The sequence below is a fragment of the Pseudomonas salomonii genome (assembly GCF_900107155.1).
Taxonomy (GTDB): Bacteria; Pseudomonadota; Gammaproteobacteria; order Pseudomonadales; family Pseudomonadaceae; genus Aquipseudomonas; species Aquipseudomonas salomonii.
On sequence record NZ_FNOX01000001.1, the window covers coordinates 620389 to 646628 of the forward strand.

The following is a 26240-nucleotide window of genomic DNA, read 5'->3' on the forward strand; positions in this document are numbered from 1 at the left end:
CTTTGTACTGCGACTGCCCGTGACGGCTCCTAAGGCGCCTCAGGCAATCGTCAGGGAGTGTAGAGCATGAGTCGTGCCATACCGGAAATAAAAGGTTATTTGGTTGATTTATAAGGAGATTAACTTTGTGTTACGAGGGATTTGTAACGCTTCGGTCCGGCAAACCGAATAGGGTGGGGTTTGGTGTTCGGAAAACCGAATGCTTGATACGGATAGATGGAGATCCAAATGTGGGAGCGGGATTGCTCGCGAATGCGCAGTGTCAGTCAATACAGCTTTAACTGATCCACCGCATTCGCGAGCAAGCCCGCTCCCACATTTTTGACCGAGATCCGCTCTTAGAAGGTGTAGTCCGCTGACACCACCGCCGCACGCCCATCACCCGGCACGGCCCAACCGTTGTTGCGGATGCGCGTCAGGTATTGCTTGTCGAACAGGTTGTTGACGTTCAACTGCAGGTTCAGCTGTTTATTGACCTTATACCCGAGCATCGCACGCTGTACCGCGTAGCCAGGCGCAGTCGGTGCCCCGGCGGCGCTGACCAGGTACTGCCTGGATTGCGCAGTGATGCCGTAGCCCACTTGGAAGTCATACGGCAGGTCGTACACCGTCCACAGGCTGGCCGCGTGTTTTGGCGTGAACGGTAGCGGTTCACCTTTCTGCGCGTCGAAGCCGGTACTTGCCAGGGTGAAGTCGCTGGCGCTGCGCAGTACGCGGGTGTCGAGGTAGGTGTAGTTGGCGAAGACCTTCCATTTGTCCGTGATCGCGCCGCTCAGACCCAATGCAACGCCGTCCGCACGTGCCTTACCGTCGAGCGATTGCGTTCCGCTCAGGTTGGTTGGGTCATTGCTGGCGACTTTGTAGTTGGTGCGGTCATTGCGAAAGACTGCGCCAGTGATCGACAGGGCGTTGTCGAAGAAGTCCCACTTGGTGCCGATTTCGTAGCTGACCGCGGTTTCCGGGGAGACGTTGCAGTTGTTGATGGCCGCCGTGTTGTTCTTGGCCGGGGTGTAGCAACTGCCGTTCACGCTGGCCTGGGACGGCGTCTTGCTGTTGCCGTAGGCGATGTAGAGGCTGCCGTTTTCGGCCGGCTTGTACACCAGCGCCAGGCGATAGGACGTCAGGTCATCCGCTTGGCCGAAGCGCCCGCCAGGGGTCTCCACGCCGGTGCTGGAGTAGGCGTTGGTCACCGAACTGCCGGCGTTGTGCTCGTAGCGCAGGCCGCCGTTGATTTCCCATTGCGGGCTGAGCTTGAGCGTGTCGAAGGCATAGGCGGCGCGGTTGTTAAGCGCACCGTCGATATGCGCGGCACGGGTGAAGTTGACCGGGCCGTTCCATTCCGAGTTCGGGTCGCTGAAGCTGACCGGTGGCGGCACGAGGGTGCTGCCGTTGGCGTTGGTCAGCCATTTGCCGGTGTCCGCCTCGTATTCCTCGCGGCTGATGGCGATGCCGGTGACCAATGTGTGCTCGACGAAACCGGTGCTGAAGTGGCTGGTCACGTCAGTCTGGTTGGTGAACATCTTGTTTTGGGTGTTGCGCTCGTTACCCAGCGAGCCGCCGCTTGGCTGGAAGTAGCCGGGTTTGAGCCCGCCCGTGCACGGGGCGCCGGTGATCTGGGTGCCGGTGGCGAGGCAGCCGGCCTGGGCGCCTTCGGGGCCGGAGGCGCGCAGGTCTTGGCGCACGCGCTCGACGCGGGTGAAGTTGCGCACCGATACGGCATCGTTGAAGTCGTGCTCAAGCTTCAGGCTGAACGCGTCCGAGGTGATTTGCTGGTCATTGATGTTGTGGTAGCCGTAGTAGTCGCTCCAGCCCACGCCCGGCATCGGTTTGCCGTTGTAGATAGGAATGCCGTATTGCGGCGTGTTGTCGTCTTTCTGATGCTCATAACTGACGGTGACGCGGGTTGGCGTGCCCAGGCCGAAGGCAATAGAGGGCGCGATGCCCCAGCGCGAGTAATCTTCATAATCGCGGCCCGGCACGTCGTTACCATGGGCCATCAGGTTCAACCGGAAGGCGGTGGTGTCGTTGAGTTGCTGGTTGGTGTCCAGGGTGAGGCGCTTGTAGCTGTCGGTGCCGATACCGGCGCTGATCGTGGTTTTATCGCGCAGCTCAGGTTGCTTGGTCACCAGGTTGATGGTGCCGCCGACTGCACCGGAACCCGAGTACACCGAGCTTGCGCCGCTGACCACTTCGACCTGTTCCAGGTTAAACGGGTCGGTGCGGCTGTATTGCGCGCTGTCGCGCACGCCGTCGACGTAGATGTCGCCGCTGGCCGAGAAGCCGCGCAGGTTGATGCTGTCGCCATAACCGCTGCCGCCTTCGCCGGCACCAAAGGTGATGCCGGGCACGGTGCTGAGCACATCGCGCAGGGTCAGCAGGTTCTGGTCATGGATGACTTCCTTGGGCACCACCGTGATGGTCTGCGGCGTATCGCGCAGCAACTCGGTGTACTTGGGGGATGAGGGAGCGGCGGGGTTGTAAGTGCTCTGGCTCGGCGCCTGACCTTCGATACTGGTCGCGCCGAGCTGGATTACGCCCGTGCCGTCATCTGCTGCAGTCTCCACCGCATAACTGAATCCTCCCTGCGCAGCCACTGCCAAACCCACTGCCGACGCGAGCAAATGCCGCGATGAAAGGGGGGCAGAACTGATCCCGGTAGCCATTGATTATTCTCGCGTGAGTGAAAGTGAGAGGCGATCGTAATTGATAAATGATCTCAAATGTAATAGTTTGTAACGAAATAATTCATGAAACTTTTGCGGTCCTCGATCGCAATACAGGGCTGCCATGCAGAGCGATCCGTCGAATATCGGTGAAAACCCACGCGCCTATGCACGTTGGGTCATGCATACCGCGCAACTGGGCGATGCCGACGCGCAGGCAGCACTGGCGCAGCTGTTGCTCGACGGCCGTGGCGTGCAGAAGGATGAGGCGCTGGCGTTGACCTGGTTTCGCATCGCCGCACGCCAGCGCCACCCCATGGCGATCAACATGATCGGGCGCTGCCTGGAGAATGGCTGGGGCTGCGCCATCGATCTGGCGGATGCCGCGCAGCATTACCGACACGCCGCCGACCTGGGCCTGGATTGGGGGTTGTACAACTACGCGCAATTGCTCACCGGCGGGCGCGGTGTGGAACGTGACCTGGGCGCGGCGTATGCGCTGTTTGCGCAGGCGGCGGATAAGGGCCACGCCAAGTCGATGAACCTGCTGGGGCGTTTCCACCATGAGGGTGTGGTGGTGCCCAAGGATCTGCGCCTGGCCAAAGCGTGGTATCAGCGCTCGGCCGAGGCCGGAGATTTTCGCGGGCAGTACAACCATGCTGCGGAGTTGGTGGCAGAGGGCGATGAAGCCCAGGCTTGCGTATGGCTTGAGCGTGCGCTGGCGACGGCGACGCCGGGGTTTCTGCAGGCGGCTTATCCGGTGCTGCTGAGCGCGGCGTCCAGCGCGATTCGAGACATGGGCCTGCGTTATCAGCGCCTGGCACTCGCGACATAAAAAAGCCCCTGGACCTTGCGGTGCAGGGGCTTCTGGTTACGGCCTGCGATCAGGCCGCTTCAATCTTTGCGCGGTTTTGCTCAACCTTGGACAGGTAACGCTGCAGGTTGTCCTGCTCTTGCGGTGTGGTGAACAAGCCCAGCTTGGTGCGGCGCCACAGCACATCGTGCGGTTGCGTCACCCATTCTTCGGCGCACAGGTAATCGACTTCGCGGGTGTACAGGCCGCCACCCAGGTGCTCGCCCAAGTCAGCCAACGATTGCACACCTTCGAGCAAGCGCCAGGTACGGCTGCCGTACGTGGTGGACCAACGGCGTGCGATCTCGCTGGGTACCCAGTCGAACTTGGCGCGAATCGCTTCGGCCAGGGCTTCTGGCGTGGTCATGTCTTCGCCGCCCGGCAGGCTCGCGGTGGCGGTCCAGCTTGGGCGCATCTGCGTGAAAAACGGTGCCAGTTGCGCCATCGCCGACTCGGCCAGCTTGCGGTAGGTGGTCAACTTGCCACCGAACACCGACAGGATCGGCGCTTCACCCTTACCGCCAGACAGTGACAGGGTGTAGTCGCGGGTGATGGCCGACGGGTTGTCCGATTCGTCGTTGCACAGCGGGCGCACGCCGGAGTAGGTGTGCACGATGTCGTCGCGACTCAGCTGCTTCTTGAAGTGCGCGTTGACCACGTTGAGCATGTAGTCGGTTTCACCTTCGGTAATCGCAACCTTCGCCGGATCGCCAGTGTACTCACGGTCGGTGGTGCCGATGATGGTCAGGTGGTTCAGGTACGGAATAGTGAAGACGATGCGCTGGTCTTCGTTCTGCAGAATGTGCGCGTGCGCACCTTCGTAGAGTTTCGGCACGATCAAGTGGCTGCCCTGAATCAGGCGGATGCCGTAAGGCGAGTCCAGCTTCAGGTCTTCCTTGATGAACTTGGCGACCCACGGGCCGGCGGCATTCACCAAGGCGCGGGCGCGGATCGAGAACAGGCTGCCATCGGCGCGCTCCATGTTCATTTCCCACATGCCGTTGCTGCGATGTGCGCTGACGCAACGGGTCTGGGTGTGGATATGCGCGCCTTTTTCGCGGGCGGCCATGGCGTTGAGCACGACTAGACGTGCGTCATCGACCCAGCAGTCGGAGTATTCGAAGCCTTTGGTGATTTCGCTTTTCAGCGGGCTGTCGGGGCCGAACTTGAGGCTCTTGGACCCGGCGAGTTTCTCGCGCTTGCCCAAGTGGTCGTACAGGAACAGGCCCGCGCGAATCATCCACGCCGGGCGCAGGTGCGGACGGTGCGGCAAGACAAAGCGCATCTGCTTGACGATGTGCGGGGCCTTGGCCAGCAGCACTTCACGTTCTGCCAGCGCCTCGCGCACCAGGCGGAATTCGTAATGTTCGAGGTAGCGCAGGCCACCGTGGATCAGCTTGCTGCTGGCCGAAGAGGTGTGGCTGGCCAAGTCGTCCTTTTCGCAAAGGAATACCGACAAACCGCGCCCGGCTGCGTCTGCTGCAATGCCGACGCCATTGATCCCGCCGCCAATTACGGCGACGTCATAGACTTCGGCAAGCGGTGGAGCAGGCAAGGTGGAAAGGTTCATCGGCTGGCCTCGCGATCTTTTCGTCTTGGAATTCGAACATTAATGTTCATTTGCGAAAATGGTAGCTGATAAACGCGCGCACAGCCACCTGACTTCGATTGAAAAAACTCATCGAAGGGTGGGGAAAGGAAGAATTGTGAACATGAGCCGGGGGAAGGCTCAATAGAAGGGGTGCTGGTTAAATCGCCTTCGCGAGCAAGCCCGCTCCCACAGTTGACCGAGTTCCAGCATGAGAATGCGGTTAACTGTGGGAGCGGGCTTGCTCGCGAAGGCGCCAGTGCAGGCGCTAAACCACTTCCAGCCGAACCTTATGCTGATTCAATAACTGAACAAGTGCCGGCACCGGCTGCTGATCAGTCACCAAACAGTCCACCAGACTGATCGGCCCCAAGCGAATCATGGCATTGCGCCCGAATTTGCTTGAGTCCGCCGCGAGAATCACCTGGCGTGCATTGGCGATGATCGCCTGGGAAACCCTGACTTCCTGATAATCGAAGTCCAGCAGGCTGCCGTCTTCATCAATGCCGCTGATGCCCACCAAGGCAAAATCGACCTTGAACTGGTTGATAAAGTCGACACTCGCCTGGCCCACCACACCGCCGTCACGGCGCACGTTGCCGCCGGTCAACAGCACATCGAAGTCGTCCTTGGCACTGAGCATGGTCGCGACGTTGAGGTTGTTGGTGATGATTTTCAGGTGGTTGTGATTGAGCAGCGCACGGGCGATGGACTCGGTGGTGGTGCCGATATTGATAAACAGCGAGGCGTGATCAGGGATTTGCGCGGCAATGGCTTCGCCGATGCGTTGTTTTTCGTCACGCATCTGGTCGGCCCGCATGGCGTACGCGGTGTTTTCGACACTGGAGTCATAGGCCGCGCCGCCGTGGTAGCGGCGCAGCAGATTGGCGTCCGCCAGCTGGTTGATATCGCGGCGGATGGTTTGCGGGGTGACAACGAATAGCTGCGCCATCTCCTCGATACTGACGTAGCCGCGTTCGCGCACCAGTTCGAGGATTTGTTGTTGGCGGGGAGGCAGATTCATGGGGCGTCCTTTGGGCTGCCATACAAAAGTGGCCCATGATGCCGCAGCAATCGACTCCCCGCCAGTTACAACCCGATATGGGTCCGGCGGTTGGCTTATTCAGCGCCTTCGTGCGGTTCCCAGTCGCGGGTGCGGCTGACTGCTTTTTGCCAGCCGGCGTAGAGCTTCTCTTTGGCGGCTTCATCAAGCTGTGGTTCGAATTCGCGCTCGATCACGGCCTTGCCACGCAGTTCGTCCAGGCTGCCCCAGAAACCGCAGGCCAGGCCTGCCAGGTACGCGGCGCCAAGTGCCGTGGTCTCGCGCATTTGCGGGCGCTCGACCTGGGTGCCGAGGATGTCGGCCTGGAACTGCATCAGGAAGTTGTTGGCCACCGCGCCGCCGTCCACACGCAGGGCTTTGAGGCGTTCGCCCGAGTCCTGTTGCATGGCGTCCAGCACGTCGCGGGTCTGGTAGGCAATCGACTCCAGGGCGGCACGAATAATGTGATCCACACGCACGCCACGGGTCAGGCCGAACAGCGCGCCACGGGCATACGGGTCCCAGTACGGGGCGCCCAGGCCGGTGAAGGCGGGCACCAGGTACACGCCGTTGCTGTCCTTGACCTTGCCGGCGAAGTATTCGGTGTCGGTGGCGTCGGCGATGATTTTCAGCTCGTCACGCAGCCATTGCACGGTGGAGCCACCGTTGAAGACCGCGCCTTCGAGGGCGTAAGCCACTTCGCCACGTGGGCCGCAAGCGATGGTGGTGAGCATGCCGTGCTTGGATTTCACAGCCTTGTCGCCGGTGTTCATCAGCAGGAAGCAACCGGTACCGTAAGTGTTCTTGGCCTGGCCTGCTTCTACGCACATCTGGCCGAACAGCGCAGCTTGCTGGTCACCGGCAATCCCGCCGATGGCGATGCCGCTTTTGGTACGGCCGTAGATTTCCGAGGAGGACTTCACTTCCGGCAGCATTTCGCGCGGCACGTCGAGGATCTCCAGCATCTTCGCATCCCACTCCAGGGTGTGGATGTTGAAGAGCATGGTGCGCGAGGCGTTGGTGTAGTCGGTGACGTGGGTTTTGCCGCCGGTAAATTTCCAGATCAGCCAGCTGTCGACGGTACCGAACAGCAGTTCGCCGTTGCGCGCACGCTCGCGGCTGCCTTCGACGTTGTCGAGGATCCACTTGAGCTTGGTGCCGGAGAAGTACGGGTCGGTGACCAAGCCGGTGGTGTCGCTGATGTATTGCTCGTGGCCGTCGCGCTTGAGCTGCTGGCAGATCTCGGTGCTGCGGCGGCACTGCCACACGATCGCGTTGTAGATCGGGCGGCCGGTGATCTTGTCCCAGACCACGGTGGTTTCACGCTGGTTGGTGATACCGATGGCGGCGACCTGGTCATGGTGCAGGCCGGCTTGTGCCAGGGCTTCAACCATTACCGCGCTCTGGGTGGCGAAAATTTCCATCGGGTCATGTTCGACCCAGCCGGCTTGCGGGTAATGCTGAGCGAATTCACGCTGGGCGGTGCAGACCACGTTGGCGTCCCGGTCGAAGATGATCGCCCGCGAACTGGTAGTGCCCTGATCGAGGGCAATGATGTAGTTCTTATTCTGAATGTCGGTCATGTCAATTGCCTTGGACGAAATAAGGAAGTCGGAAATCAGCCTGGGCCGTGAAGGGCAGGGGCACCAGGCCGGCGCTTTCAGGAAATACGAGTCTTGCCGTTGACAGCCGTGTCAGGTGTTTCTTCAGCTATAGCAGGTGCGGCGCTTGGCAGGTGGCGGGCAATCAGCCCGCGGTACGCCGCTGCGCCGAGGCAGGCGCCGACAATCGGCGCGAAAATCGGTACCAGGAAGTAAGGAATATCGCGGCCGCCAGTAAAGGCCATTTCACCCCAGCCGGCGAAAAAGGTCATCAGCTTGGGGCCGAAATCCCGCGCCGGGTTCATCGCAAAGCCGGTCAGCGGGCCCATGGCGCTGCCGATTACCGCAATCAGCAGGCCGATCAGCAGTGGGGCCAACGGGCCGCGGGGCAGGCCGTTGTTATCGTCGGTCAGGGCCATGATCACGCCCATCAGGATGGCGGTGATGACCATTTCCACGAGGAATGCCTGGGCCGTGCTCAGCAAGGCATGCGGGTAGGTGGAGAACACCGACGCCAATTCCAGGCTGGCCTGGGAGCCGCGCACCATATGGTGAGTTTGTTCGTAATCGAAAAAGAGGTTGCTGTACAGCGTGTAAACCAGCGCCGCCGAGCAGAAGGCGCCAGCGATTTGCGCGAGGATATAGAAAGGCAGTTTGCGTTTTTCAAAATCGGCAAAGATGCACAGGGCGATACTCACGGCCGGGTTGAGGTGCGCCCCGGAAATACCGGCCGTGAGGTAGATCGCCATGCTCACGCCGATGCCCCAGATAATACTGATTTCCCACAGCCCGAAGCTGGCACCCGCGACCTTGAGCGCAGCGACACATCCTGTACCGAAGAAGATCAGAAGCGCAGTCCCCAGGAACTCGGCCATGCATTGGCTCGAAAGTGAAGGCTGTTGAAGAGCAGTAGTCATGGCAAACCTCGATTGTTGTTCTTGTTGGCGCATAGCCTCAACGGGCGATTGCGCGATTTTCACCGTAATCAGGATCCCCATCCTGACTGCGGCTTCCCGCTGGAACACTGGAGCACTATTCCTACAGTATTCGGAAACGAAAAAATATAGACAAGAATGACCGCTGTCAAAGGTCGAAAGTGAACCATTGGTCATTTTCGAACTATTGGTCTGGTGAATGATCACGGGGGAGGCTGCAAGTGTTCACAGCAGGAGGGTCGCACTAGAGCGTTTTGTGCGGGCTTGGCCTAGAATTGGCGATCTTTTTGCTGCGCCAGGAGTAGACATGACCCCCGCACTGGACCTGTTGAAAAAAGTTCGCGCCGAACATCGCATCCACAGTTACGAGCACGACCCCAAGGCCGCATCTTATGGCCTGGAGGCCGCGGAAAAATTGGGGCTCGACCCGGCGCAGGTGTTCAAGACGTTGCTGGCCAGCAGTGAGAAAGGTGAATTGTTGGTGGCGGTGGTGCCGGTCGTCGGAAGTCTGGACTTGAAGGCGCTGGCCCATGCGGCCGGGGTTAAAAAAGCCGAGATGGCCGATCCGGTCGCGGCGCAGCGTTCTACCGGCTACCTGTTGGGCGGCATCAGCCCGTTGGGGCAGAAGAAGCGTTTGCGCACCTTTATCGATGAGACCGCGCAACAGTTTGCGACGATTCATGTGAGTGCCGGCAGAAGGGGGTTGGAAGTGGAACTGGCTGCAGCGGTGCTGGCCGAGCATACCCAGGCCAAATTTGCGCCGATTGGGCGGGGCTGAAACTCATATTTTGAAGCTTTTGAGATCCAATGTGGGAGCGGGCTTGCTCGCGAATGCGGTGGTTCAGTAATGAATCTGTCAGCTGACACACCGCATTCGCGAGCAAGCCCGCTCCCACATTTTTTACCCGGTTTCGTCAGTTGCTCAGTGAGCCGGGCTGTAGCGGCGAACGCCGGATTCAACTTGAGGAATCTGCGCCGCCGTGCTGCCCGATGCCTGAAACAACACCAGATGCTCCGCCGCCACCCGAATCCCCACCTGCGCACCGACCTGATGGTCTGCATGGCTGGGGAAAATCGACTCCAGCTGTGCGCCGGTCGGCAGTTGCAGGCGGTACAAGGTCGAAGCGCCAAGGAACGTCTTACCGACAATTCGCGCTTTCAACGCACTGTCCGGCGCATAAACAATGTCATCCGGGCGTAGCAGAACGTCCACCGCGCCACCGGTTGGCCAGGTATAAGCACGATTGCCACGCAAGTCACCCAGTTCGGTACTCACCGATTCCGGCGAACTCAGTTGCCCGCGAATAAAGTAACCCTGGCCGATAAAGCTGGCGACATAAGGCGTCTGCGGTTCGTGGTAGAGGTTGTAGGGCGTGTCCCACTGCTCAAGGCGGCCTTCCTTGAATACCCCCACCTGATCACTCACGGCGAAGGCTTCTTCCTGATCATGGGTGACCAGAATCGCACTGGTGCCACGCGCCTTGAGAATGTCGCGCACCTCATGGCTGAGCTTGCGCCGCAGTTCGCCATCGAGGTTGGAGAAGGGTTCGTCGAGCAGCAACAGTTGCGGCTCCGGCGCCAGCGCGCGGGCGAGGGCGACGCGTTGTTGCTGGCCGCCGGAAAGCTCGTGTGGGAAGCGCTTGCCGAGGTTTTTCAGGTTGACCAGTTCCAGCAGTTCGCCGACCACGCGGTCTTTTTGCGGGTGCTTGCGAATGCCGAAGGCGATGTTGTCGGCCACGCTCAAATGCGGAAACAGCGCGTAGTCCTGGAACACCATGCCAATGCGACGTTTCTCCGGCGCCAGGGTGAACCCGGCGCTGGAGATTACGTCACCGGCCAGGCTGATCTCACCTTCATGCACCGGCTCAAACCCGGCAATCGCCCGCAAGGTCGTGGTTTTGCCGCAACCTGAGGAGCCCAGCAGGCAGCCGATGTCACCGGCGTTGAGGTGCAGATTGAGGTTCTGCACCACGCGTTGATCTTGATAGCCGCATGCCAGATTGCGCAGGTTCAGCAGTAATGGCTGGCTCATGCGTGGTGGTACGACGGCGGGACGAGGAATTCGAGCAGCGCCTTTTGCGCGTGCAGGCGGTTCTCGGCCTGGTCCCACGCCACCGAACGCTCATCGTCGAGCAGGTCGAGGCTGATTTCTTCGCCACGGTGCGCGGGCAGGCAGTGCATGAACAGCACGTCCGGCGCGGCCAGGTCGAGCAGGGCGCGGGTCACCTGGAACGGCGCGAACAGCGCCAGGCGCTTGGCGGTTTCTTCTTCCTGGCCCATGGAGGTCCACACGTCGGTGCTCACCAGGTGTGCGCCGATGACCGCGTCACGCGGGTCGCGCACCACGGTCACGCGATCACCGGCCTGGGCCAGGAAGCGTGCATCCGGCTCGTAGCCTTCGGGGCAGGCAACGCGCAGTTGGAAGTCGAACTGGATCGCCGCTTCTATATAGCTGTTGCACATGTTGTTGCCGTCGCCGATCCAGGCCACGGTCTTGCCCTGAATCGAACCACGGTGCTCAAGGAAGGTTTGCATGTCGGCCAGCAACTGGCACGGGTGCAGGTCATCGGACAGGCCGTTGATCACCGGTACACGCGAGTTGGCGGAAAACTCGGTCACGGTGCTGTGGGCAAAAGTACGGATCATCACCGCATCGAGCATGCGCGACATCACGCGGGCGGCGTCGGCAATCGGCTCGCCACGGCCCAGTTGGGTGTCACGCGAGGACAGGAAGATGGCTTGGCCACCCAGCTGGATCATGCCGGCTTCGAACGACACGCGGGTGCGGGTCGACGACTTCTCGAAAATCATCCCGAGCACACGGTTTTTCAAAGGCTCGAACAGTACGCCGCGGTTACGCAGGTCTTTAAGCTCAATGCCTCGACGGATCACGCTGACCAGCTCTTCGGGCGTGCAATCCATCAGGGAGAGAAAGTGCCTTGCGCTCATCATTAACTACCTTTTTGCAACAGACCGCAGATACTCAAAGCCTTGTTTATTGTGACAACGGGCGAGACCTGCGGCGAAAGCCGCACGGGGCGACGAAATAGGGGAAGGCGCGATCTTATAATTAAATGTCGCGTCTTACCAATAGGGCTACGGTTTTTAAGGGTGTTCAAGAGGGGCGCCGGAGCGCTTTTGAAGACTGATTCCTGACAGCAGCGCCCCATTTGTACACTGGCGCCGAGACCTTTTGCAATGTGTGGGGGCGGGCTCGGGCCAGGCTGCGTCGGTTTCAGCGCTGCTGTAGCAAGCTTTGAAACATTTGCTCACGGTCTGGCCTATGCCCTTTGATTCACGCGGCGAACGTTGCTGGTGCGCGTCCGGTTGTCGGGCCATAGTTGGGCCAAAGCCCAATAAAGAGACTGGCCATGACCAAGACTCTCCACCACCGTGCCTGCCATCTGTGTGAAGCCATCTGTGGTCTGACCCTGGAAACCACCCAGGCGGACGACGGCAGCCTGGCGATCACTTCCATCAAGGGCGACCCGCTGGATACGTTCAGCCGCGGACACATTTGCCCAAAAGCCGTGGCGCTGCAGGACATCCAGAACGACCCGGACCGTTTGCACCAGCCCATGCTGCGCGTGGGCAGCGACTGGCAGCCGATCCCGTGGGACGAAGCCTTTGCGCTGGTGGCCGAACGCCTCGCAGGCATTCAGGCCCGGCACGGGCAGAACGCGGTGGCGGTGTATCAGGGCAACCCCAGCGTGCATAACTATGGGTTGATGACCCACAGCAACTACTTCCTTGGCCTGCTGAAGACGCGCAATCGGTATTCCGCCACCTCGGTGGACCAGTTGCCCCATCACCTCACCAGCCACCTGATGTACGGCCATGGCTTGTTGCTGCCGATTCCGGACATCGACCACACCGACTTCATGCTGATCCTGGGCGGCAACCCGCTGGCGTCCAACGGCAGCATCATGACCGTGCCCGATGTGGAAAAACGCCTCAAGGCCATCCAGGCGCGTGGCGGCAAAGTGGTGGTGGTTGACCCCCGACGCAGCGAGACGGCAGCGATTGCCGATCAGCATGTGTTCGTGCGCCCCGGTGGCGACGCCGCGCTGTTGTTCGGGCTGCTCAACACCTTGTTCAGCGAAAACCTGACCCGCGACAGCCATTTGCCGATTGCTGGCCTGGAGGCTGTGCGCCAGGCGATTGCCGGGTTTACCGCTGAAGCCATGAGCCGCCAGTGTGCGGTGCCTGCCGAGCAGATCCGCCAGTTGGCGCGGGACTTTGCGGCGGCGGACAAGGCCGTGTGCTACGGGCGCATGGGCGTATCGACCCAGGCCTTCGGCACGCTGTGCCATTGGCTGGTGCAATTGATCAATCTGGTCACGGGCAACCTCGACCGTGTCGGCGGCGCCCTCTGCACCACGCCGGCAGTAGACCTGGTGGCCTCCACTGGCGGTGGGCACTTCAATCGCTGGCAAAGCCGGGTGTCCGGGCGGCCGGAGTACGGTGGTGAGTTGCCCGTTTCGGCCCTGGCCGAAGAGATGCTCACTGAAGGCGAAGGGCAGATCCGCGCCCTGGTGACGGTGGCCGGAAACCCGGTGCTGTCCACGCCTAACGGCCGCCAACTGGAGAAGGCCCTGGACGGTTTGGAGTTCATGGTCAGCGTCGACCTGTATATCAACGAAACCACGCGCTATGCCGACCTGATCCTGCCGTCCACCTCGGCGCTGGAAAACGATCACTACGACACCACATTCAATATGTTTGCGGTGCGTAACGTCACCCGCTTCAATCGCGCGATCCTGCCCAAGCCTGTTGGCGCGTTGCATGACTGGGAGATCTTTGTCGGTTTGGCCAAGGCCTTCGCTGCGCACACCGGTGTTGCGCTCAAGCCGACCATGGCACCGGCGCAGATGATCGACTTTGGCTTGCGCGCCGGGGTCTATGGCGATGCTTCCGAGCACAAACTGTCGGTGGCCATGCTCGCCGATCATCCCCATGGCGTGGACCTGGGGCCGCTCAAGCCTAACCTGGCCGCACGCTTGAAAACCGCCGACGGCCATGTGCAGGCGGCGCCTGCGGTGATCCTGGCGGACCTGGCGCGGTTTGCCGCGCAGCCGGTGCCGATGGTCAATGAATTGTTACTGATCGGCCGTCGGCATGTGCGCAGCAACAATTCCTGGATGCATAACTATCACCGCCTGGTGAAGGGCAAGCCGCGCCATCAACTGCATATGCACCCCGACGACCTGGCCAGCCGACAATTGAGCGATGGGCAGTGGGTGCGCGTCAGCTCACGTATTGGCGAGATTGAAGTGGAAGTGGTGGCGAGCCTGGACATGATGCCCGGCGTGGTCAGCCTGCCTCACGGCTGGGGGCACGGTCGCCCAGGCGTGCGCATGACCATCGCCAGTGAGCAGCCCGGGGCCAGTGCCAATGACCTGACCGACGAGCGGCAATTGGACGAGTTGTCTGGGAACGCCGCGCTCAATGGCGTCCCGGTGCAGGTGGCCGCCGCATAAGGCCCGAGCACCGCGCTGGAATTTTGCGTTACAATGCGCCACCGTGCCGACCTGTGAGTCGCAAAGTTCCAGCCGAGGTGTTCCATGGATATCATCGAAACGATCAAAGAGCAGATTGCCAATAACACCATTCTGCTTTACATGAAGGGCGCCCCTAACGCTCCTCAGTGCGGTTTCTCCGCGAAGGCTTCCCAGGCCATCATGGCGTGCGGCGAGAAATTCGCTTACGTGGATATCCTGCAAAACCCGGAAATCCGCGCCAACCTGCCGAAGTACGCCAACTGGCCGACTTTCCCGCAATTGTGGGTAGCCGGTGAACTGGTCGGCGGTAGCGATATCATCACTGAAATGGCAGCTGATGGTTCGTTGCAAGCGCTGATCAAAGATGCAGCGGCAAATGCGGCGGCCAAGACTGACGCTTGATCCGAATGCAATAAAAAGCCCCGCTTCTCGAAAGAGAGCGGGGCTTTTTTGTGATCGTTCCCACGCTCCGCGTGGGAATGCATCCTGTGACGCTCTGCGTCACCATGCTCAAGTGGGAACGATCTTCAGCGCTTATTCACCCATCTGCGATTGCAGGTAGTTTTCCAGGCTGACTTTAACGATCAAGCCCAGCTGGGTTTCCAGCCAGTCGATATGTTCTTCCTGATCTTCCAGGATATCTTCCAGCAGCTCACGGCTGCCGAAGTCGCCTTTGGTTTCGCAGTGAGCGATGGCGGCCTTGAGGTCGCTGTGGCTCTTCTGCTCGAACTTCAGGTCGCTGCTGATCATCTCCTGGGTGTGCTCGCCGATGTTCAGCTTGCCCAGGTCCTGTACGTTCGGCAGGCCTTCCAGGAACAGGATGCGCTTGATCAGCGCGTCTGCGTCCTTCATGGCCTTGATCGATTCTTTGTATTCACGCTTGCCGAGCTTTTCCAGGCCCCAATCGTCATACATGCGCGCATGCAGAAAGTACTGATTGATCGCGACCAGTTCATTGGCAAGGATTTTGTTGAGTTGCTGGATGGCTGAGATGTCGCCTTTCATGACTGGGGTCCTGCCCTGTAATAGCTGTGTATAAAGCGGAGTTTGAGCGGCGAAATCTCTAGTGTCAAACCTAAGTTATTGAATAATAAATGAAAATTAATCGGAATAAGAATGTTTGTGTTCCGCGTCTTGGCGCTAACTAATTGAATTACAGGCATAAAAAAACCGGACTCTAAGTCCGGTTCTTCAAAACACGCCTATTTAAGCGTGTGTAAATTCTGCTGAGTAGGGGAGCGCGGCCTGGGCTGTTTGCAGCTGCGTCAGGGTTTCCCGTACCACTTGCTTGGCGAGGCAAGCACATTTGCCGCACTGGCTGGCAACGCCGGTGGTTTCACGTACTTCCTTGTAGCTGCAGCAACCTTCATAGATTGCTTCGCGGATTTGTCCGTCGGTGACGCCAGTGCAGAGGCAGACATACATAAGGGAGAACCATCGCGGGTTTAAGGCTTAAGTGCGATGGATCTTAATGTTAACGAGAATGATTGTCAAAGTAGATTCGCAGGGTTTTGCCAGGTCCCTGCGGCGCGCTGACGAACGGTTTTTTCAGTGTATGATGGTCGGTCTTCACGAAGCGTGACCGCGTCACAGGCCTGTCGCTTAACTGCGCCAGACTTGGGTCGGTCCTTTTACTTCAATCGTCACCCTTACATCAGGAGATACCCAATGAGCGTACTCGTCGGCAAACAAGCCCCGGATTTCGACGTACCTGCCGTGCTCGGCAATGGCGAAATCGTTGACAGCTTTAAACTGTCTGAAGCCATCAAAGGCAAATACGGCCTGGTGTTCTTCTACCCGCTGGACTTCACCTTCGTGTGCCCGTCGGAGCTGATCGCTCTGGACCACCGCATGGACGATTTCAAGGCGCGCAACGTTGAAGTGGTCGCCGTTTCCATCGACTCCCATTTCACCCACAACGCCTGGCGCAACACCGCCATCAATGATGGCGGCATCGGCAAAGTCAAATACACCATGGCTGCCGACATGAAGCACGACATTGCCAAGGCCTACGACGTTGAGTCCGAAGGCGGCGTGGCGTTCCGTGGCGCGTTCCTGATCGATGACAAGGGCGTTGTACGCTCGCAGATCATCAACGACCTGCCGCTGGGCCGTAACATGGAAGAGCTGATCCGTCTGGTCGACGCCCTGCAATTCCACGAAGAGCACGGCGAAGTCTGCCCTGCCAACTGGAAAAAAGGCGACAAAGGCATGAACGCTTCGCCAGAAGGCGTTGCGGCTTACCTGACCGAGAACGCCGGCAAGCTGTAAGCCAGGTTCGAAGCAAAAAAAACCGGCCTGAGAAGGCCGGTTTTTTTATGCGCGGGGTTCAACTTCAGTCGTTGAAGTCTTCCCAGCCGCCCATCTGTTTCCAACGGTTGACGATGCCGCAGAACAGCTCGGCGGTCTTTTCGGTGTCGTAGCGGGCCGAGTGGGCCTCACGACCGTCAAAGTCGATACCGGCTGCCTGGCAGGCCTTCGCCAACACGGTCTGGCCGTAAGCCAGGCCCGCAAGCGTGGCGGTGTCGAAGCTGGAAAATGGGTGAAACGGGTTGCGCTTCATGTCCAAGCGCGTCACGGCAGCATTCAGGAAGCCCAGGTCGAAGCTGCTGTTGTGACCCACCAGGATCGCGCGTTTGCAGCCATTGGCCTTCAACGCTTTGCGCACACCACGGAAGATATCGGTCAGCGCCGCTTCTTCACTCACCGCCATGCGCAGCGGGTGATCGAGCTTGATCCCGGTGAATTCAAGGGCTGCAGCTTCGATATTCGCGCCTTCAAACGGTTCCACGCGGAAGAAATGGGTGTGTTCCGGGAACACAAAACCCTGCTCGTCCATGCCGATGGTGGTAGCGGCGATTTCCAGCAACGCGTCGGTGGCGCAGTTGAAACCACCGGTTTCTACGTCGATGACAACCGGCAGATAGCCGCGAAACCGCTCGGCCATCGGGTGGCGGGAGCCGCCACCACTGTGCTCGTGTTCGTCGTCGTAATGGTCTTCACTCACTTGCTTTCCTCCAGCAGGCGCCAGCGCAGTGTTTCACCGGCGCGCAGCGGGATAACAGTCAGCTCGCCAAACGGCAGGCTGGCAGGGGCGGTCCAGTCTTCACGAACCAGGGTAATGCGGTCGGTATTCGCCGGCAGGCCGTAGAAACGCGGGCCGTTGAGGCTGGCGAACGCCTCGAGCTTGTCCAGGGCGTTGCGCTGTTCAAACGCTTCGGCATACAGCTCGATGGCGGCATACGCGGTGTAGCAACCGGCACAGCCGCATGCCGCTTCTTTGGCGTGCTGGGCGTGGGGCGCCGAGTCGGTGCCGAGGAAGAACTTCGGGCTGCCGCTGGTGGCGGCGTCCAGCAGGGCCACCTGGTGGGTGTTGCGTTTGAGGATCGGCAGGCAATAGAAGTGCGGCCGAATCCCGCCCACCAGCATGTGGTTGCGGTTATAGAGCAGGTGATGCGCGGTGATGGTCGCGCCCACATTGGCCGAAGCCTCGTTGACGAACTGCACGGCGTCGGCGGTGGTGATGTGTTCGAACACGACCTTGAGGGTCGGGAACAGCTCGACCACACGGCGCATATGCTCGTCGATGAAGATCTTTTCACGATCAAACACATCCACATCGCCACGGGTGACTTCACCGTGGATCAGCAGCGGCATGCCGACTTCAGCCATGGCTTCGATCGCCGGCAGGATCTTGTCGATACTGGTCACGCCGGAGTCGGAGTTGGTGGTCGCGCCCGCCGGGTACAGCTTGGCGGCGTACACAAAACCGCTGGCCTTGGCCTCGCGAATCTCGGCAGGCTGGGTGCGGTCGGTGAGGTAGAGCACCATCAACGGTTCGAAGCGGCTGCCGGCCGGGCGCGCAGCGAGGATACGCTGGCGATAGGCATCGGCTTGCTCGGCATTACGCACCGGAGGTACCAGGTTAGGCATGATAATCGCGCGGCCAAACGTGCGCGCTACATCGGCCACGGTTTGGGGTAACGCAGCACCATCGCGAAGATGAATATGCCAGTCGTCGGGACGCAGCAGGGTCAGGCGGTCGGACATTGGGGATTCCAGGCGGGTCAATCTGGTGGGAATGCTACCGGAAAAGACTCTTGCAGGCACTCGCTATCAAGTTTTGCCGCACGTGTCCGATATCCCTGGGTATGCCTTAACGACGTATGACGCTTTGAAGTGTTGTAGAAACCAGTGGAGCCTCCCGTGCGCCAGCATTATCTAGCCCTGCTCAGTGTGTTCGCCAGCCTGCCTGCGATGGCACTCACATTCCAGACACGTCTGGAGAACATTGAGTGGAAGGTGGAAGGCGACCAGTTCGAGTGCCGCCTGACCCAGCCGATCACCGATTTCGGCTCGGGTGAGTTCGTGCGCCGGGCCGGCGAGCAGGCCACATTTCGCCTCAAAGCCTACAGCGGCGCGCTCGGGGCGGGCTCGGCGACCTTGTTGGCGGCGGCTGCTCCCTGGCAGCCGGGCCGTGGCGATATCAACCTCGGTGCGGTGCGTGTCGGCAGTGGTGATGTGCTGTTCAACAGCTCCCAGGCCCAGGCCGGGCGTTTGTTCACCGGCTTGCTCGAAGGGCGCAGCCCCACCGTGCGGCATTACGGGCGTGAGGGCGGCTACTCGGAAGTCCGCCTGTTGCCGGTGAAATTCAACAAGGCCTTCAACGACTATCAACTGTGCACCACCAAGCTGTTGCCGATGAATTACGATCAGGTCAAACAGACTGAAGTCGGCTTCCCCGGTGGCGGTATCGAGTTGGACGCCGCTGCCAAAAAGAAGCTGGATGTGATTCTCGCGTTCATGAAAGCCGACCCGACGGTCAATCACGTCGAGCTCAATGGGCATTCCGACAACAGCGGCAACCGCCTGACCAACCGTGACGTCTCGCGCCGTCGTGCCCTGGCGGTGATGGACTACTTCAAGGCCAATGGCATCCAGGAATCGCAGATCACGATGCGCTTTCACGGTGAAAGTTACCCACTGGCGCCCAATACCAATGCCGCCAACCGCGCCCGCAATCGTCGCGTGAATATTCAGCTCGAACGCGTGGCTACCCCCGCGAAACCGGCGCCCCAGGCCACTGGCCCGAGCAGCGCGGCACACACCTCATAAGGTGCGACCATCGGTCGCCCGCTCGACATAATCTGTCGCTTTATCTTCATTTGCTGTCGCGCCCCTGTAAATTCACGGTTTTGGTCGGTAGAATCGACGGCTTTCCGTACAACCCCGTGGAGTGATGGCATGGCCGACGTAAACAAGGTCGTTCTCGCGTATTCCGGCGGCCTGGACACTTCGGTGATCCTCAAGTGGCTGCAGGATACTTATAACTGTGAAGTGGTGACCTTCACCGCTGACCTGGGTCAGGGCGAAGAGGTCGAACCTGCACGTGCCAAGGCGCAAGCCATGGGCGTGAAAGAGATCTACATTGACGACCTGCGCGAAGAATTCGTCCGCGATTTCGTCTTCCCGATGTTTCGCGCCAACACTGTCTACGAAGGCGAGTACCTGCTGGGTACTTCCATCGCACGCCCGCTGATCGCCAAACGCCTGATCGAAATCGCCAACGAAACCGGCGCCGACGCCATTTCCCATGGCGCTACCGGCAAGGGCAACGACCAGGTGCGTTTCGAACTGGGTGCCTACGCCCTCAAGCCAGGCGTGAAAGTGATTGCACCGTGGCGTGAATGGGACCTGCTGTCCCGTGAAAAGCTGATGGATTACGCTGAAAAGCATGCAATCCCGATCGAGCGTCACGGCAAGAAGAAGTCCCCGTACTCGATGGACGCCAACTTGCTGCACATCTCCTATGAAGGCGGCGTGCTGGAAGACACCTGGACCGAGCACGAAGAAGACATGTGGAAATGGACCGTCTCCCCGGAGAACGCTCCAGACAAGGCGCAGTACCTGGAACTGACCTACCGCAACGGCGACATCGTGGCACTGGACGGCGTCGAAATGACCCCGGCCACCGTGCTGGCGACCCTGAACCGTATCGGTGGCGAACACGGTATCGGCCGTCTCGACATCGTCGAGAACCGTTACGTGGGCATGAAGTCCCGTGGCTGCTACGAAACCCCAGGCGGCACCATCATGCTGCGCGCCCACCGCGCCATTGAGTCCATCACCCTGGACCGCGAAGTGGCTCACCTCAAAGACGAGCTGATGCCCAAATACGCCAGCCTGATCTACACCGGTTACTGGTGGAGCCCGGAGCGTCTGATGCTGCAACAGATGATCGACGCCTCCCAGGTCCACGTGAACGGCGTTGTGCGCCTGAAGCTGTACAAGGGCAACGTGATCGTCACCGGTCGCAAGTCTGATGAGTCGCTGTTCGACGCCAACATCGCTACCTTCGAAGAAGACGGCGGTGCTTACAATCAGGCGGACGCCGCAGGCTTCATCAAGCTGAACGCGTTGCGTATGCGCATCGCCGCCAACAAGGGTCGCAAGCTGTTCTGAGTGCTGCCTTCGTTGTAAAAAATGGCCCCTTGTTCAAGGGGCCATTTTTTTTGCCTGCCTATAAAGATAGACGACTTTAAATGCGCGCTGATGTTTAAACGGTGCGTGGCTGTTTAAGGTTTGTTGAATATTGAAGTTGAACAGGATCTTTTCCGCGCCGGTGTGTTTATTTCCGTACGGTCGAATGAATTTTTTACACCTGCATAGGAACTATATCTGACGGAAAATTCACTACCTAAGTAAGGCGAGTATGTAGGCCGCTGAAAATTCTGTAGGAAATAAGGATGTAAATAGCTATGTTGAATGGAACTAAAACAGTTGATTTTTTTGCCACTGCTCACTGGCCTTGCTACCACAAGCAAGGGGTATTTCCTGAAAGTCATGTGCGGTACATTTACCTTGCACCCGTTCTGCGGTGCATATTTCACTCAAAATATGTACGGCCCCGGAAAGTTCTGAAGGGCTCCATAAAACCGGATGCACCTGAGTTTGTGTTTTTTTGTAGGTTAATTCCTATATCGTTGTGGGTTGGGTCTCTGCTTGCTGTTGCTTGGGGGGGAGCGCTATGCCAACTAGGAAACGACTAGGCTATTGTGCTTGCTCTAAATAATTCGAACAGCGAAATTGGACTTTCTCATGAATAAAGTGCTGATCGTGGATGATCATCCCGTCATTCGTCTTGCTGTGCGCATGCTAATGGAACGTCATGGTTATGAAGTCGTTGCCGAGACTGATAACGGCGTTGATGCGTTGCAACTTGCACGGGAACATATGCCGGACATTGTCATACTGGATATCGGGATACCCAAGCTCGATGGCCTGGAAGTTATCTGTCGCCTGGCGTCTACCAAGCAGTCCGCGCCCGTCAAGGTGCTGGTGCTGACGTCCCAGGCGCCCGGCCATTTTTCCATGCGCTGCATGCAGGCGGGTGCGGCGGGCTACGTGTGCAAGCAACAGGACCTGACCGAGTTGTTGAGCGCCATCAAGGCGGTGCTCTCCGGCTACAGCTATTTCCCCAACCAGGCGCTCAACTCGGTACGCTCGACCATGGGCAATGCCAGCGAGGCGGACATGGTTGAACGCCTGTCGGGTCGCGAGATGATGGTGCTGCAGCAACTGGCCCGAGGCAAAACCAACAAGGAAATCGCCGATGGCATGTTCCTGAGCAACAAAACCGTCAGCACCTACAAGACCCGGCTGTTACTCAAGCTCAATGCACGCTCCCTCGTCGACCTGATCGAGTTGGCCCAGCGCAACGGCCTTGTGTAGACGCGGGTGCGGTTGTGCCCTAAAACCCGAATAACCGGCAAAAAAAAGCCTCCGTCAGGGAGGCTTCCGGCCGTCAGCGCATCGATCAGAGGTCGAAGTCGTAATCGGCCAGTTGTTTTTGCAAGCGTCGCTCTTCCAGCAGGTTGTCGATAGTGCGGCGTTTGCTCAAATTGGTCTTGGCCACCTCTGCCACAGGGGCGTCCCCTTCGTCATCCGCCACTTCAACGAGATCGTCTTCTACATCCAGTTGTTCTTTGCCAGTGCTCATAAGGTTAACTCCAGGCTAAGACTGCCGTTGGCGCTCCTTATAACGATAATCCACGAACGGGTAAAAAAGATTTTTTCAATCGACTGATCGAGAAAACCAATGAACCCTCAATCGTCCGAGGTTTTGTCCTTGTATTCGCACAGGTCTTCGATACGGCAACTTCCGCAGCGAGGCTTGCGGGCCTGGCATACGTAGCGCCCGTGCAGGATCAGCCAGTGGTGGGAGTCGAGCAGATAAGGCTTGGGTACAAACTTCATCAACTGCTTTTCGACCTCGACCACGTTCTTGCCACGCGCGATGCCGGTGCGGTTGCTGACGCGGAAAATATGCGTGTCCACTGCCATGGTCAGTTGCCGGAACGCGGTATTGAGCACCACGTTAGCGGTTTTGCGGCCTACGCCCGGAAGTGCCTCCAGAGCTTCGCGGGTTTGCGGTACTTCACTGCCGTGCAATTCAACCAACAGGCGGCAGGTCTCAATGACGTTCTTGGCCTTGCTGTTGTACAGGCCGATGGTTTTGATGTATTCCGACAAACCGTCCACACCCAGGGCGTAAATGGCGGCTGGCGTATTGGCCACCGGGTACAACTTGGCCGTAGCCTTATTGACGCCAACGTCGGTGGATTGTGCCGACAGGATCACCGCGATCAGCAACTCGAACGGCGACGAGTAGGCCAGCTCGGTCTTGGGTTCCGGATTGTCTTCGTGAAACCTGCGGAAAATTTCCAGACGTTTTGCGGCATTCATGGGGCGGGTGGTTCCTTGCAGGCGATCAGCGGGATTGTAGCCATACACACAGCAGGGTTTATTTTCGGTTTAAGCGCTGTTATGAGCATCCACTTGGCGTTGTGCGTCATCGAGTTTGCTTTGCGCCTCGGCCAATTGCTCCGGGTCGGCGTTTAGATTCTGGGCTTTGTGCAATTCTGCGCGACGCATGGCCAGCTGGATTTTAGCGCGCTTGAGGTCGGCGCTGTTACTGGGCGCAACTGCTGGCGCCGGCGTTCCATGTACTTCCAGTGCGGCCAGCGCCTGCTCCGCCGCTTTGAACTGCTGTTGCAGCACGATCAACTGCGATTGCTGCTCAAAGGTCGGTGGATGTCCAAATGCCTTGAGGGATTTATGCAGTTGGGCACGGCTCATGGCAACGGCGATTTTGGCTTTCTTGACCGCTGTATCCCGGGCCGCTTGGGTGTCATCGGCTGCAACGGGGGCAGCCGGCGGTGCCGAACGGTTAGCCCGCGCCAGGCGCTCGGCGAGCTTATGCGCCTCCTCGCGTTGCAGCCGCGCATTGCGTTGTTCAAAGCGCCGCCGCGCGCGGTCGCGCTTGAGGGCGCGTGCCTGATATTGCCGATCATTGCTGGCCAGGCCGCCGACAATCGCCAGCACAGCGGTCGCCGGGCGCATTTCGATGCAGTCCACAGGGCAGGGCGCAACACACAGGTCGCAGCCGGTGCATTCATCCATGATCACGGTGTGCATCAACTTGGCCGCGCCGACAATCGCATCCACCGGGCACGCCTGGATGCACTTGGTGCAGCCAATGCACTCGGCTTCGCGAATGTAGGCCACCTGGGCCGGGGCTTCACCGCGACTGGTGTCCAGTTCCAACACCGGCACGCGCAACAGGTGGGCCAGGCCCGCAATGGTTTCCTGCCCACCGGGCGGGCACTTGTTGATCGCCTCGCCCTGGGCGATGCCCTCGGCGTAAGGCTTGCAACCCGGATGCCCGCATTTACCGCATTGGGTCTGCGGCAGTAGCGCGTCGATACGTTGAATCAGAGTCATGGGGTGATCATTGGCATGCCGGTTAAACAAACAGAGGCTGATTATCCGGCAAGCTGGAAAAGGGGACTAGCTGAAAAGCCCTGTCGCCGAAACGACAGGGCTGTTTTGCAGGCTTACTTGATACGCTGACCCGGCTTGGCGCCGCTGTCAGGGCTCAACAGGTAGATCTCTTCGCCGCCAGGGCCCGCTGCCATCACCATGCCTTCGGAGATACCGAACTTCATTTTGCGTGGCTTGAGGTTGGCGATCATCATGGTCAGGCGGCCGTCGAGCTTGGACGGGTCCGGGTAGGCGCTCTTGATGCCGGAGAACACGTTACGTTGCTCGCCACCCAGGTCCAGGGTCAGGCGCAGCAGCTTGTCGGCACCTTCCACGGCCTCGGCCTTGACGATCAGCGCAACGCGCAAATCCACAGCGGCGAAGGCGTCGAAGTCGATTTCCGCCGAAATCGGATCCTTGGCCAGCTCACCGTTACCGGCGGGCGCAGCCGAACCGGTGTCGGTCTGGCTGGCGACCAGGTCTTCTTTCGATGCATCGGTCATGGCCTGGACTTTCACCGGGTCGATACGCGTCATCAACGGCTTGAACTCGTTCAATTGATGGTTGCTGAGCAGGGTGGCGTGGTCGTTCCAGGTCAGCGGCGCGACGTTGAGGAACGCCTCGGCATCAGCGGCCAGCAATGGCAGCACCGGCTTGAGGAAAATCACCAACTGACGGAACAGGTTGACGCCCGTGGCGCAGATCGCCTGGACCTCCGCCTGCTTGCCTTCCTGCTTGTTCAGCGACCACGGCGCCTTGTCGGCGATCCAGGCGTTGGCGCGGTCGGCCAGGCCCATGATCTCGCGCATGGCGCGGGCGAAGTCGCGGGCTTCATAGGCATCGGCAATGCTGGGCGCGGCGGCCAGGAAGGCTTCGGTCAGCTCCGGTGCGGCGTTTTCAGCCACGAGCACACCGGCATTGCCCTTGTGGATAAACCCGGCGCAACGGCTGGCGATATTGACCACTTTACCGACCAGGTCCGAGTTGACCTTCTGTACGAAGTCTTCCAGGTTCAGGTCCAAGTCGTCGACGCCACGGCCAAGCTTGGCGGCGTAGTAGTAGCGCAGGTATTCCGGCGACAGATGGTCCAGGTAGGTGCGCGCCTTGATAAAGGTGCCACGGGACTTGGACATTTTCTGGCCATTGACCGTCAGGTAGCCGTGCACGGCGATGCCGGTCGGCTTGCGATAGCCCGAGCCTTCGAGCATGGCCGGCCAGAACAGCGCGTGGAAGTTGACGATGTCCTTGCCGATGAAGTGGTACAGCTCGGCGGTGGAATCCTTGGCCCAGTACGCATCGAAGTCCAGCTCCGGCGTGCGGTCGCAGAGGTTCTTGAAGCTGGCCATGTAGCCAATCGGCGCGTCCAGCCACACATAGAAGTACTTGCCCGGCTCGCCCGGGATCTCGAAGCCGAAGTACGGCGCATCGCGGGAGATGTCCCACTGCTGCAGGCCGCTGTCGAGCCATTCGGAGAGTTTATTGGCCACGGCGTCCTGCAAGGTGCCGCTGCGGGTCCAGGTTTGCAGCATCTGCTGGAAATCCGGGAGCTTGAAGAAGAAGTGCTGGGAATCCTTGAGCACCGGGGTGGCGCCGGAGATTGCCGACTTCGGGTTCTTCAAGTCAGTCGGTGCATAGGTCGCACCACATTTTTCGCAGTTGTCGCCGTACTGGTCTTCGGTGCCGCATTTAGGGCAAGTGCCCTTGATGAAGCGGTCGGCCAGGAACATTTTCTTTTCCGGGTCGAAATACTGGGTCACCGAACGCTGGTCGATGTGCCCGGCTTCTTTCAAGCGCAGGTAGATCTGGCTCGACAGCTCGCGGTTTTCTTCGGAGTGGGTCGAGTGGAAGTTGTCGAAGTCCACCAGGAACTCGGCAAAGTCGGCGCTGTGTTCAGCCTGCACATTGGCGATCAGTTGTTCCGGGGTGATGCCTTCCTTCTCGGCGCGCAACATGATGGCCGAACCGTGGGCGTCGTCCGCGCAGACATAAATGCATTGGTTGCCGCGATGCTTCTGGAAGCGCACCCACATATCGGTCTGGATGTACTCAAGCATATGGCCAAGATGGATGGAACCATTGGCATAGGGCAGGGCGCTGGTGACGAGGATCTTGCGTGGCTCGGACATGGGGCTCGGCTACTTGATGAAACGGAGGTCGGCCACTATAAAGCGCCGGGAAATATATTTCACCCCGTGGTGCTGTTTCTGAATCTTCCCAAGCCTCGAAAGCATGCCG

The 26240-nt window shown here is 59.5% G+C and carries 23 protein-coding genes; 8 read left to right on the top strand and 15 right to left on the bottom strand.

The genetic code is table 11. The features are described from left to right. Positions 1-338 precede the first annotated feature (338 nt). Positions 339-2564 (bottom strand): TonB-dependent receptor, encoded by a 2226-nt coding sequence (locus BLV67_RS02945; RefSeq protein WP_244160689.1) that lies wholly within the window; start codon positions 2562-2564, stop codon positions 339-341. 223 nt (positions 2565-2787) lie between these two features. On the opposite strand from BLV67_RS02945, the gene BLV67_RS02950 reads away from it, so the two are divergent. Next, positions 2788-3498, top strand: coding sequence for a tetratricopeptide repeat protein (locus BLV67_RS02950; protein WP_069786195.1), 711 nt, complete (start codon positions 2788-2790; stop codon positions 3496-3498). Positions 3499-3547: 49 nt separating this feature from the next. Here the strand turns inward: BLV67_RS02950 and glpD are convergent, their stop codons facing one another. The 4 genes from glpD to BLV67_RS02970 form a co-directional block, all read right to left on the bottom strand. Continuing rightward, on the bottom strand, positions 3548-5086 hold the full coding sequence (gene glpD, locus BLV67_RS02955) for a glycerol-3-phosphate dehydrogenase (protein ID WP_065928905.1): 1539 nt from the start codon (positions 5084-5086) through the stop codon (positions 3548-3550). A gap of 286 nt (positions 5087-5372) precedes the next feature. After that, positions 5373-6128, bottom strand: a complete 756-nt coding sequence (locus BLV67_RS02960; RefSeq protein ID WP_010212755.1) for a DeoR/GlpR family transcriptional regulator — start codon at positions 6126-6128, stop codon at positions 5373-5375. Positions 6129-6223: 95 nt separating this feature from the next. Next, a complete protein-coding gene (glpK, locus tag BLV67_RS02965; protein WP_017137034.1) occupies positions 6224-7729 on the bottom strand; it encodes a glycerol kinase GlpK in 1506 nt (501 codons plus the stop codon). A 77-nt stretch (positions 7730-7806) separates the two neighbouring features. Continuing rightward, entirely contained in the window at positions 7807-8664 is an 858-nt protein-coding gene (locus tag BLV67_RS02970; RefSeq protein WP_056857650.1) for an MIP/aquaporin family protein, read from the bottom strand. Between the two features lie 325 nt (positions 8665-8989). Here BLV67_RS02970 and ybaK point away from each other — a divergent pair, with 325 nt between their 5' ends. Continuing rightward, the gene (ybaK, locus tag BLV67_RS02975) at positions 8990-9460 is read left to right on the top strand and encodes a Cys-tRNA(Pro) deacylase (protein ID WP_017137036.1); all 471 of its coding nucleotides are present in this window, start codon (positions 8990-8992) and stop codon (positions 9458-9460) included. 144 nt (positions 9461-9604) lie between these two features. Here ybaK and BLV67_RS02980 read toward each other — a convergent pair whose 3' ends face one another. Together BLV67_RS02980 and argF are read right to left on the bottom strand one after the other, a co-directional pair. Then, positions 9605-10714, bottom strand: coding sequence for an ABC transporter ATP-binding protein (locus tag BLV67_RS02980; RefSeq protein ID WP_069786196.1), 1110 nt, complete (start codon positions 10712-10714; stop codon positions 9605-9607). Beyond that, positions 10711-11631, bottom strand: coding sequence for an ornithine carbamoyltransferase (gene argF, locus BLV67_RS02985; RefSeq protein ID WP_069786197.1), 921 nt, complete (start codon positions 11629-11631; stop codon positions 10711-10713). Before argF ends, BLV67_RS02980 begins: the two co-directional genes overlap by 4 nt. A 422-nt stretch (positions 11632-12053) precedes the next feature. On the opposite strand from argF, the gene BLV67_RS02995 reads away from it, so the two are divergent. Further along, complete coding sequence (locus BLV67_RS02995; RefSeq protein ID WP_069786198.1) at positions 12054-14162, top strand: molybdopterin oxidoreductase family protein; 2109 nt, start codon at positions 12054-12056, stop codon at positions 14160-14162. An 84-nt stretch (positions 14163-14246) separates the two neighbouring features. Next, positions 14247-14585, top strand: a complete 339-nt coding sequence (gene grxD / locus BLV67_RS03000; protein WP_010212745.1) for a Grx4 family monothiol glutaredoxin — start codon at positions 14247-14249, stop codon at positions 14583-14585. Positions 14586-14717: 132 nt separating this feature from the next. On the opposite strand, the gene bfr is transcribed toward grxD, so the two are convergent. Both bfr and BLV67_RS03010 read right to left on the bottom strand, forming a co-directional pair. Then, positions 14718-15188: a bacterioferritin gene (bfr, locus tag BLV67_RS03005; protein WP_069786199.1), complete on the bottom strand. Its 471-nt coding sequence runs from the start codon at positions 15186-15188 to the stop codon at positions 14718-14720. A gap of 201 nt (positions 15189-15389) precedes the next feature. Beyond that, complete coding sequence (locus BLV67_RS03010) at positions 15390-15608, bottom strand: bacterioferritin-associated ferredoxin (protein ID WP_010564137.1); 219 nt, start codon at positions 15606-15608, stop codon at positions 15390-15392. Positions 15609-15851: 243 nt separating this feature from the next. Here BLV67_RS03010 and BLV67_RS03015 point away from each other — a divergent pair, with 243 nt between their 5' ends. After that, positions 15852-16454, top strand: a complete 603-nt coding sequence (locus tag BLV67_RS03015) for a peroxiredoxin (RefSeq protein ID WP_003172097.1) — start codon at positions 15852-15854, stop codon at positions 16452-16454. A 64-nt stretch (positions 16455-16518) separates the two neighbouring features. On the opposite strand, the gene rnt is transcribed toward BLV67_RS03015, so the two are convergent. Both rnt and pyrC read right to left on the bottom strand, forming a co-directional pair. Next, complete coding sequence (gene rnt, locus BLV67_RS03020; RefSeq protein WP_017137041.1) at positions 16519-17190, bottom strand: ribonuclease T; 672 nt, start codon at positions 17188-17190, stop codon at positions 16519-16521. Continuing rightward, a complete protein-coding gene (gene pyrC / locus BLV67_RS03025; RefSeq protein WP_017137042.1) occupies positions 17187-18233 on the bottom strand; it encodes a dihydroorotase in 1047 nt (348 codons plus the stop codon). The genes rnt and pyrC overlap by 4 nt, the downstream gene beginning before the upstream one ends. Positions 18234-18389: 156 nt before the next feature. Between pyrC and BLV67_RS03030 the strand changes: the two genes are divergently transcribed. The 3 genes from BLV67_RS03030 (at position 18390) to BLV67_RS03040 (ending at position 21914) form a co-directional block, all read left to right on the top strand. Further along, entirely contained in the window at positions 18390-19298 is a 909-nt protein-coding gene (locus tag BLV67_RS03030) for a flagellar protein MotY (protein ID WP_065928909.1), read from the top strand. 129 nt (positions 19299-19427) lie between these two features. Then, positions 19428-20645 (top strand): argininosuccinate synthase, encoded by a 1218-nt coding sequence (locus tag BLV67_RS03035; RefSeq protein ID WP_003208700.1) that lies wholly within the window; start codon positions 19428-19430, stop codon positions 20643-20645. Between the two features lie 636 nt (positions 20646-21281). Beyond that, positions 21282-21914, top strand: coding sequence for a response regulator transcription factor (locus BLV67_RS03040; RefSeq protein WP_056857623.1), 633 nt, complete (start codon positions 21282-21284; stop codon positions 21912-21914). Positions 21915-21999: 85 nt separating this feature from the next. On the opposite strand, the gene BLV67_RS03045 is transcribed toward BLV67_RS03040, so the two are convergent. The 4 genes from BLV67_RS03045 to metG form a co-directional block, all read right to left on the bottom strand. Then, positions 22000-22182: a PA3496 family putative envelope integrity protein gene (locus BLV67_RS03045; RefSeq protein ID WP_056857622.1), complete on the bottom strand. Its 183-nt coding sequence runs from the start codon at positions 22180-22182 to the stop codon at positions 22000-22002. A gap of 107 nt (positions 22183-22289) precedes the next feature. After that, positions 22290-22928 carry an endonuclease III gene (gene nth, locus BLV67_RS03050; RefSeq protein ID WP_056857621.1) on the bottom strand — a complete coding sequence of 213 codons (639 nt, stop codon included), beginning with the start codon at positions 22926-22928 and terminating at the stop codon, positions 22290-22292. Positions 22929-22997: 69 nt separating this feature from the next. Continuing rightward, positions 22998-23966 (bottom strand): electron transport complex subunit RsxB, encoded by a 969-nt coding sequence (gene rsxB / locus BLV67_RS03055; protein ID WP_069786200.1) that lies wholly within the window; start codon positions 23964-23966, stop codon positions 22998-23000. A gap of 113 nt (positions 23967-24079) precedes the next feature. Next, on the bottom strand, positions 24080-26131 hold the full coding sequence (gene metG / locus BLV67_RS03060; protein ID WP_058421611.1) for a methionine--tRNA ligase: 2052 nt from the start codon (positions 26129-26131) through the stop codon (positions 24080-24082). Between the last annotated feature and the right edge of the window lie 109 nt (positions 26132-26240).

What these genes read in the sequence shown, in the direction of transcription:
- BLV67_RS02950 (WP_069786195.1), top strand. Translation starts at nt 2,788, where the DNA reads ATGCAGAGCGATCCGTCGAATATCGGTGAAAACCCACGCGCCTATGCA.
- glpD (WP_065928905.1), bottom strand. Translation starts at nt 5,086, where the DNA reads ATGAACCTTTCCACCTTGCCTGCTCCACCGCTTGCCGAAGTCTATGAC.
- BLV67_RS02960 (WP_010212755.1), bottom strand. Translation starts at nt 6,128, where the DNA reads ATGAATCTGCCTCCCCGCCAACAACAAATCCTCGAACTGGTGCGCGAA.
- glpK (WP_017137034.1), bottom strand. Translation starts at nt 7,729, where the DNA reads ATGACCGACATTCAGAATAAGAACTACATCATTGCCCTCGATCAGGGC.
- BLV67_RS02970 (WP_056857650.1), bottom strand. Translation starts at nt 8,664, where the DNA reads ATGACTACTGCTCTTCAACAGCCTTCACTTTCGAGCCAATGCATGGCC.
- ybaK (WP_017137036.1), top strand. Translation starts at nt 8,990, where the DNA reads ATGACCCCCGCACTGGACCTGTTGAAAAAAGTTCGCGCCGAACATCGC.
- BLV67_RS02980 (WP_069786196.1), bottom strand. Translation starts at nt 10,714, where the DNA reads ATGAGCCAGCCATTACTGCTGAACCTGCGCAATCTGGCATGCGGCTAT.
- argF (WP_069786197.1), bottom strand. Translation starts at nt 11,631, where the DNA reads ATGAGCGCAAGGCACTTTCTCTCCCTGATGGATTGCACGCCCGAAGAG.
- BLV67_RS02995 (WP_069786198.1), top strand. Translation starts at nt 12,054, where the DNA reads ATGACCAAGACTCTCCACCACCGTGCCTGCCATCTGTGTGAAGCCATC.
- grxD (WP_010212745.1), top strand. Translation starts at nt 14,247, where the DNA reads ATGGATATCATCGAAACGATCAAAGAGCAGATTGCCAATAACACCATT.
- bfr (WP_069786199.1), bottom strand. Translation starts at nt 15,188, where the DNA reads ATGAAAGGCGACATCTCAGCCATCCAGCAACTCAACAAAATCCTTGCC.
- BLV67_RS03010 (WP_010564137.1), bottom strand. Translation starts at nt 15,608, where the DNA reads ATGTATGTCTGCCTCTGCACTGGCGTCACCGACGGACAAATCCGCGAA.
- BLV67_RS03015 (WP_003172097.1), top strand. Translation starts at nt 15,852, where the DNA reads ATGAGCGTACTCGTCGGCAAACAAGCCCCGGATTTCGACGTACCTGCC.
- pyrC (WP_017137042.1), bottom strand. Translation starts at nt 18,233, where the DNA reads ATGTCCGACCGCCTGACCCTGCTGCGTCCCGACGACTGGCATATTCAT.
- BLV67_RS03035 (WP_003208700.1), top strand. Translation starts at nt 19,428, where the DNA reads ATGGCCGACGTAAACAAGGTCGTTCTCGCGTATTCCGGCGGCCTGGAC.
- BLV67_RS03040 (WP_056857623.1), top strand. Translation starts at nt 21,282, where the DNA reads ATGAATAAAGTGCTGATCGTGGATGATCATCCCGTCATTCGTCTTGCT.
- BLV67_RS03045 (WP_056857622.1), bottom strand. Translation starts at nt 22,182, where the DNA reads ATGAGCACTGGCAAAGAACAACTGGATGTAGAAGACGATCTCGTTGAA.
- nth (WP_056857621.1), bottom strand. Translation starts at nt 22,928, where the DNA reads ATGAATGCCGCAAAACGTCTGGAAATTTTCCGCAGGTTTCACGAAGAC.
- rsxB (WP_069786200.1), bottom strand. Translation starts at nt 23,966, where the DNA reads ATGACTCTGATTCAACGTATCGACGCGCTACTGCCGCAGACCCAATGC.
- metG (WP_058421611.1), bottom strand. Translation starts at nt 26,131, where the DNA reads ATGTCCGAGCCACGCAAGATCCTCGTCACCAGCGCCCTGCCCTATGCC.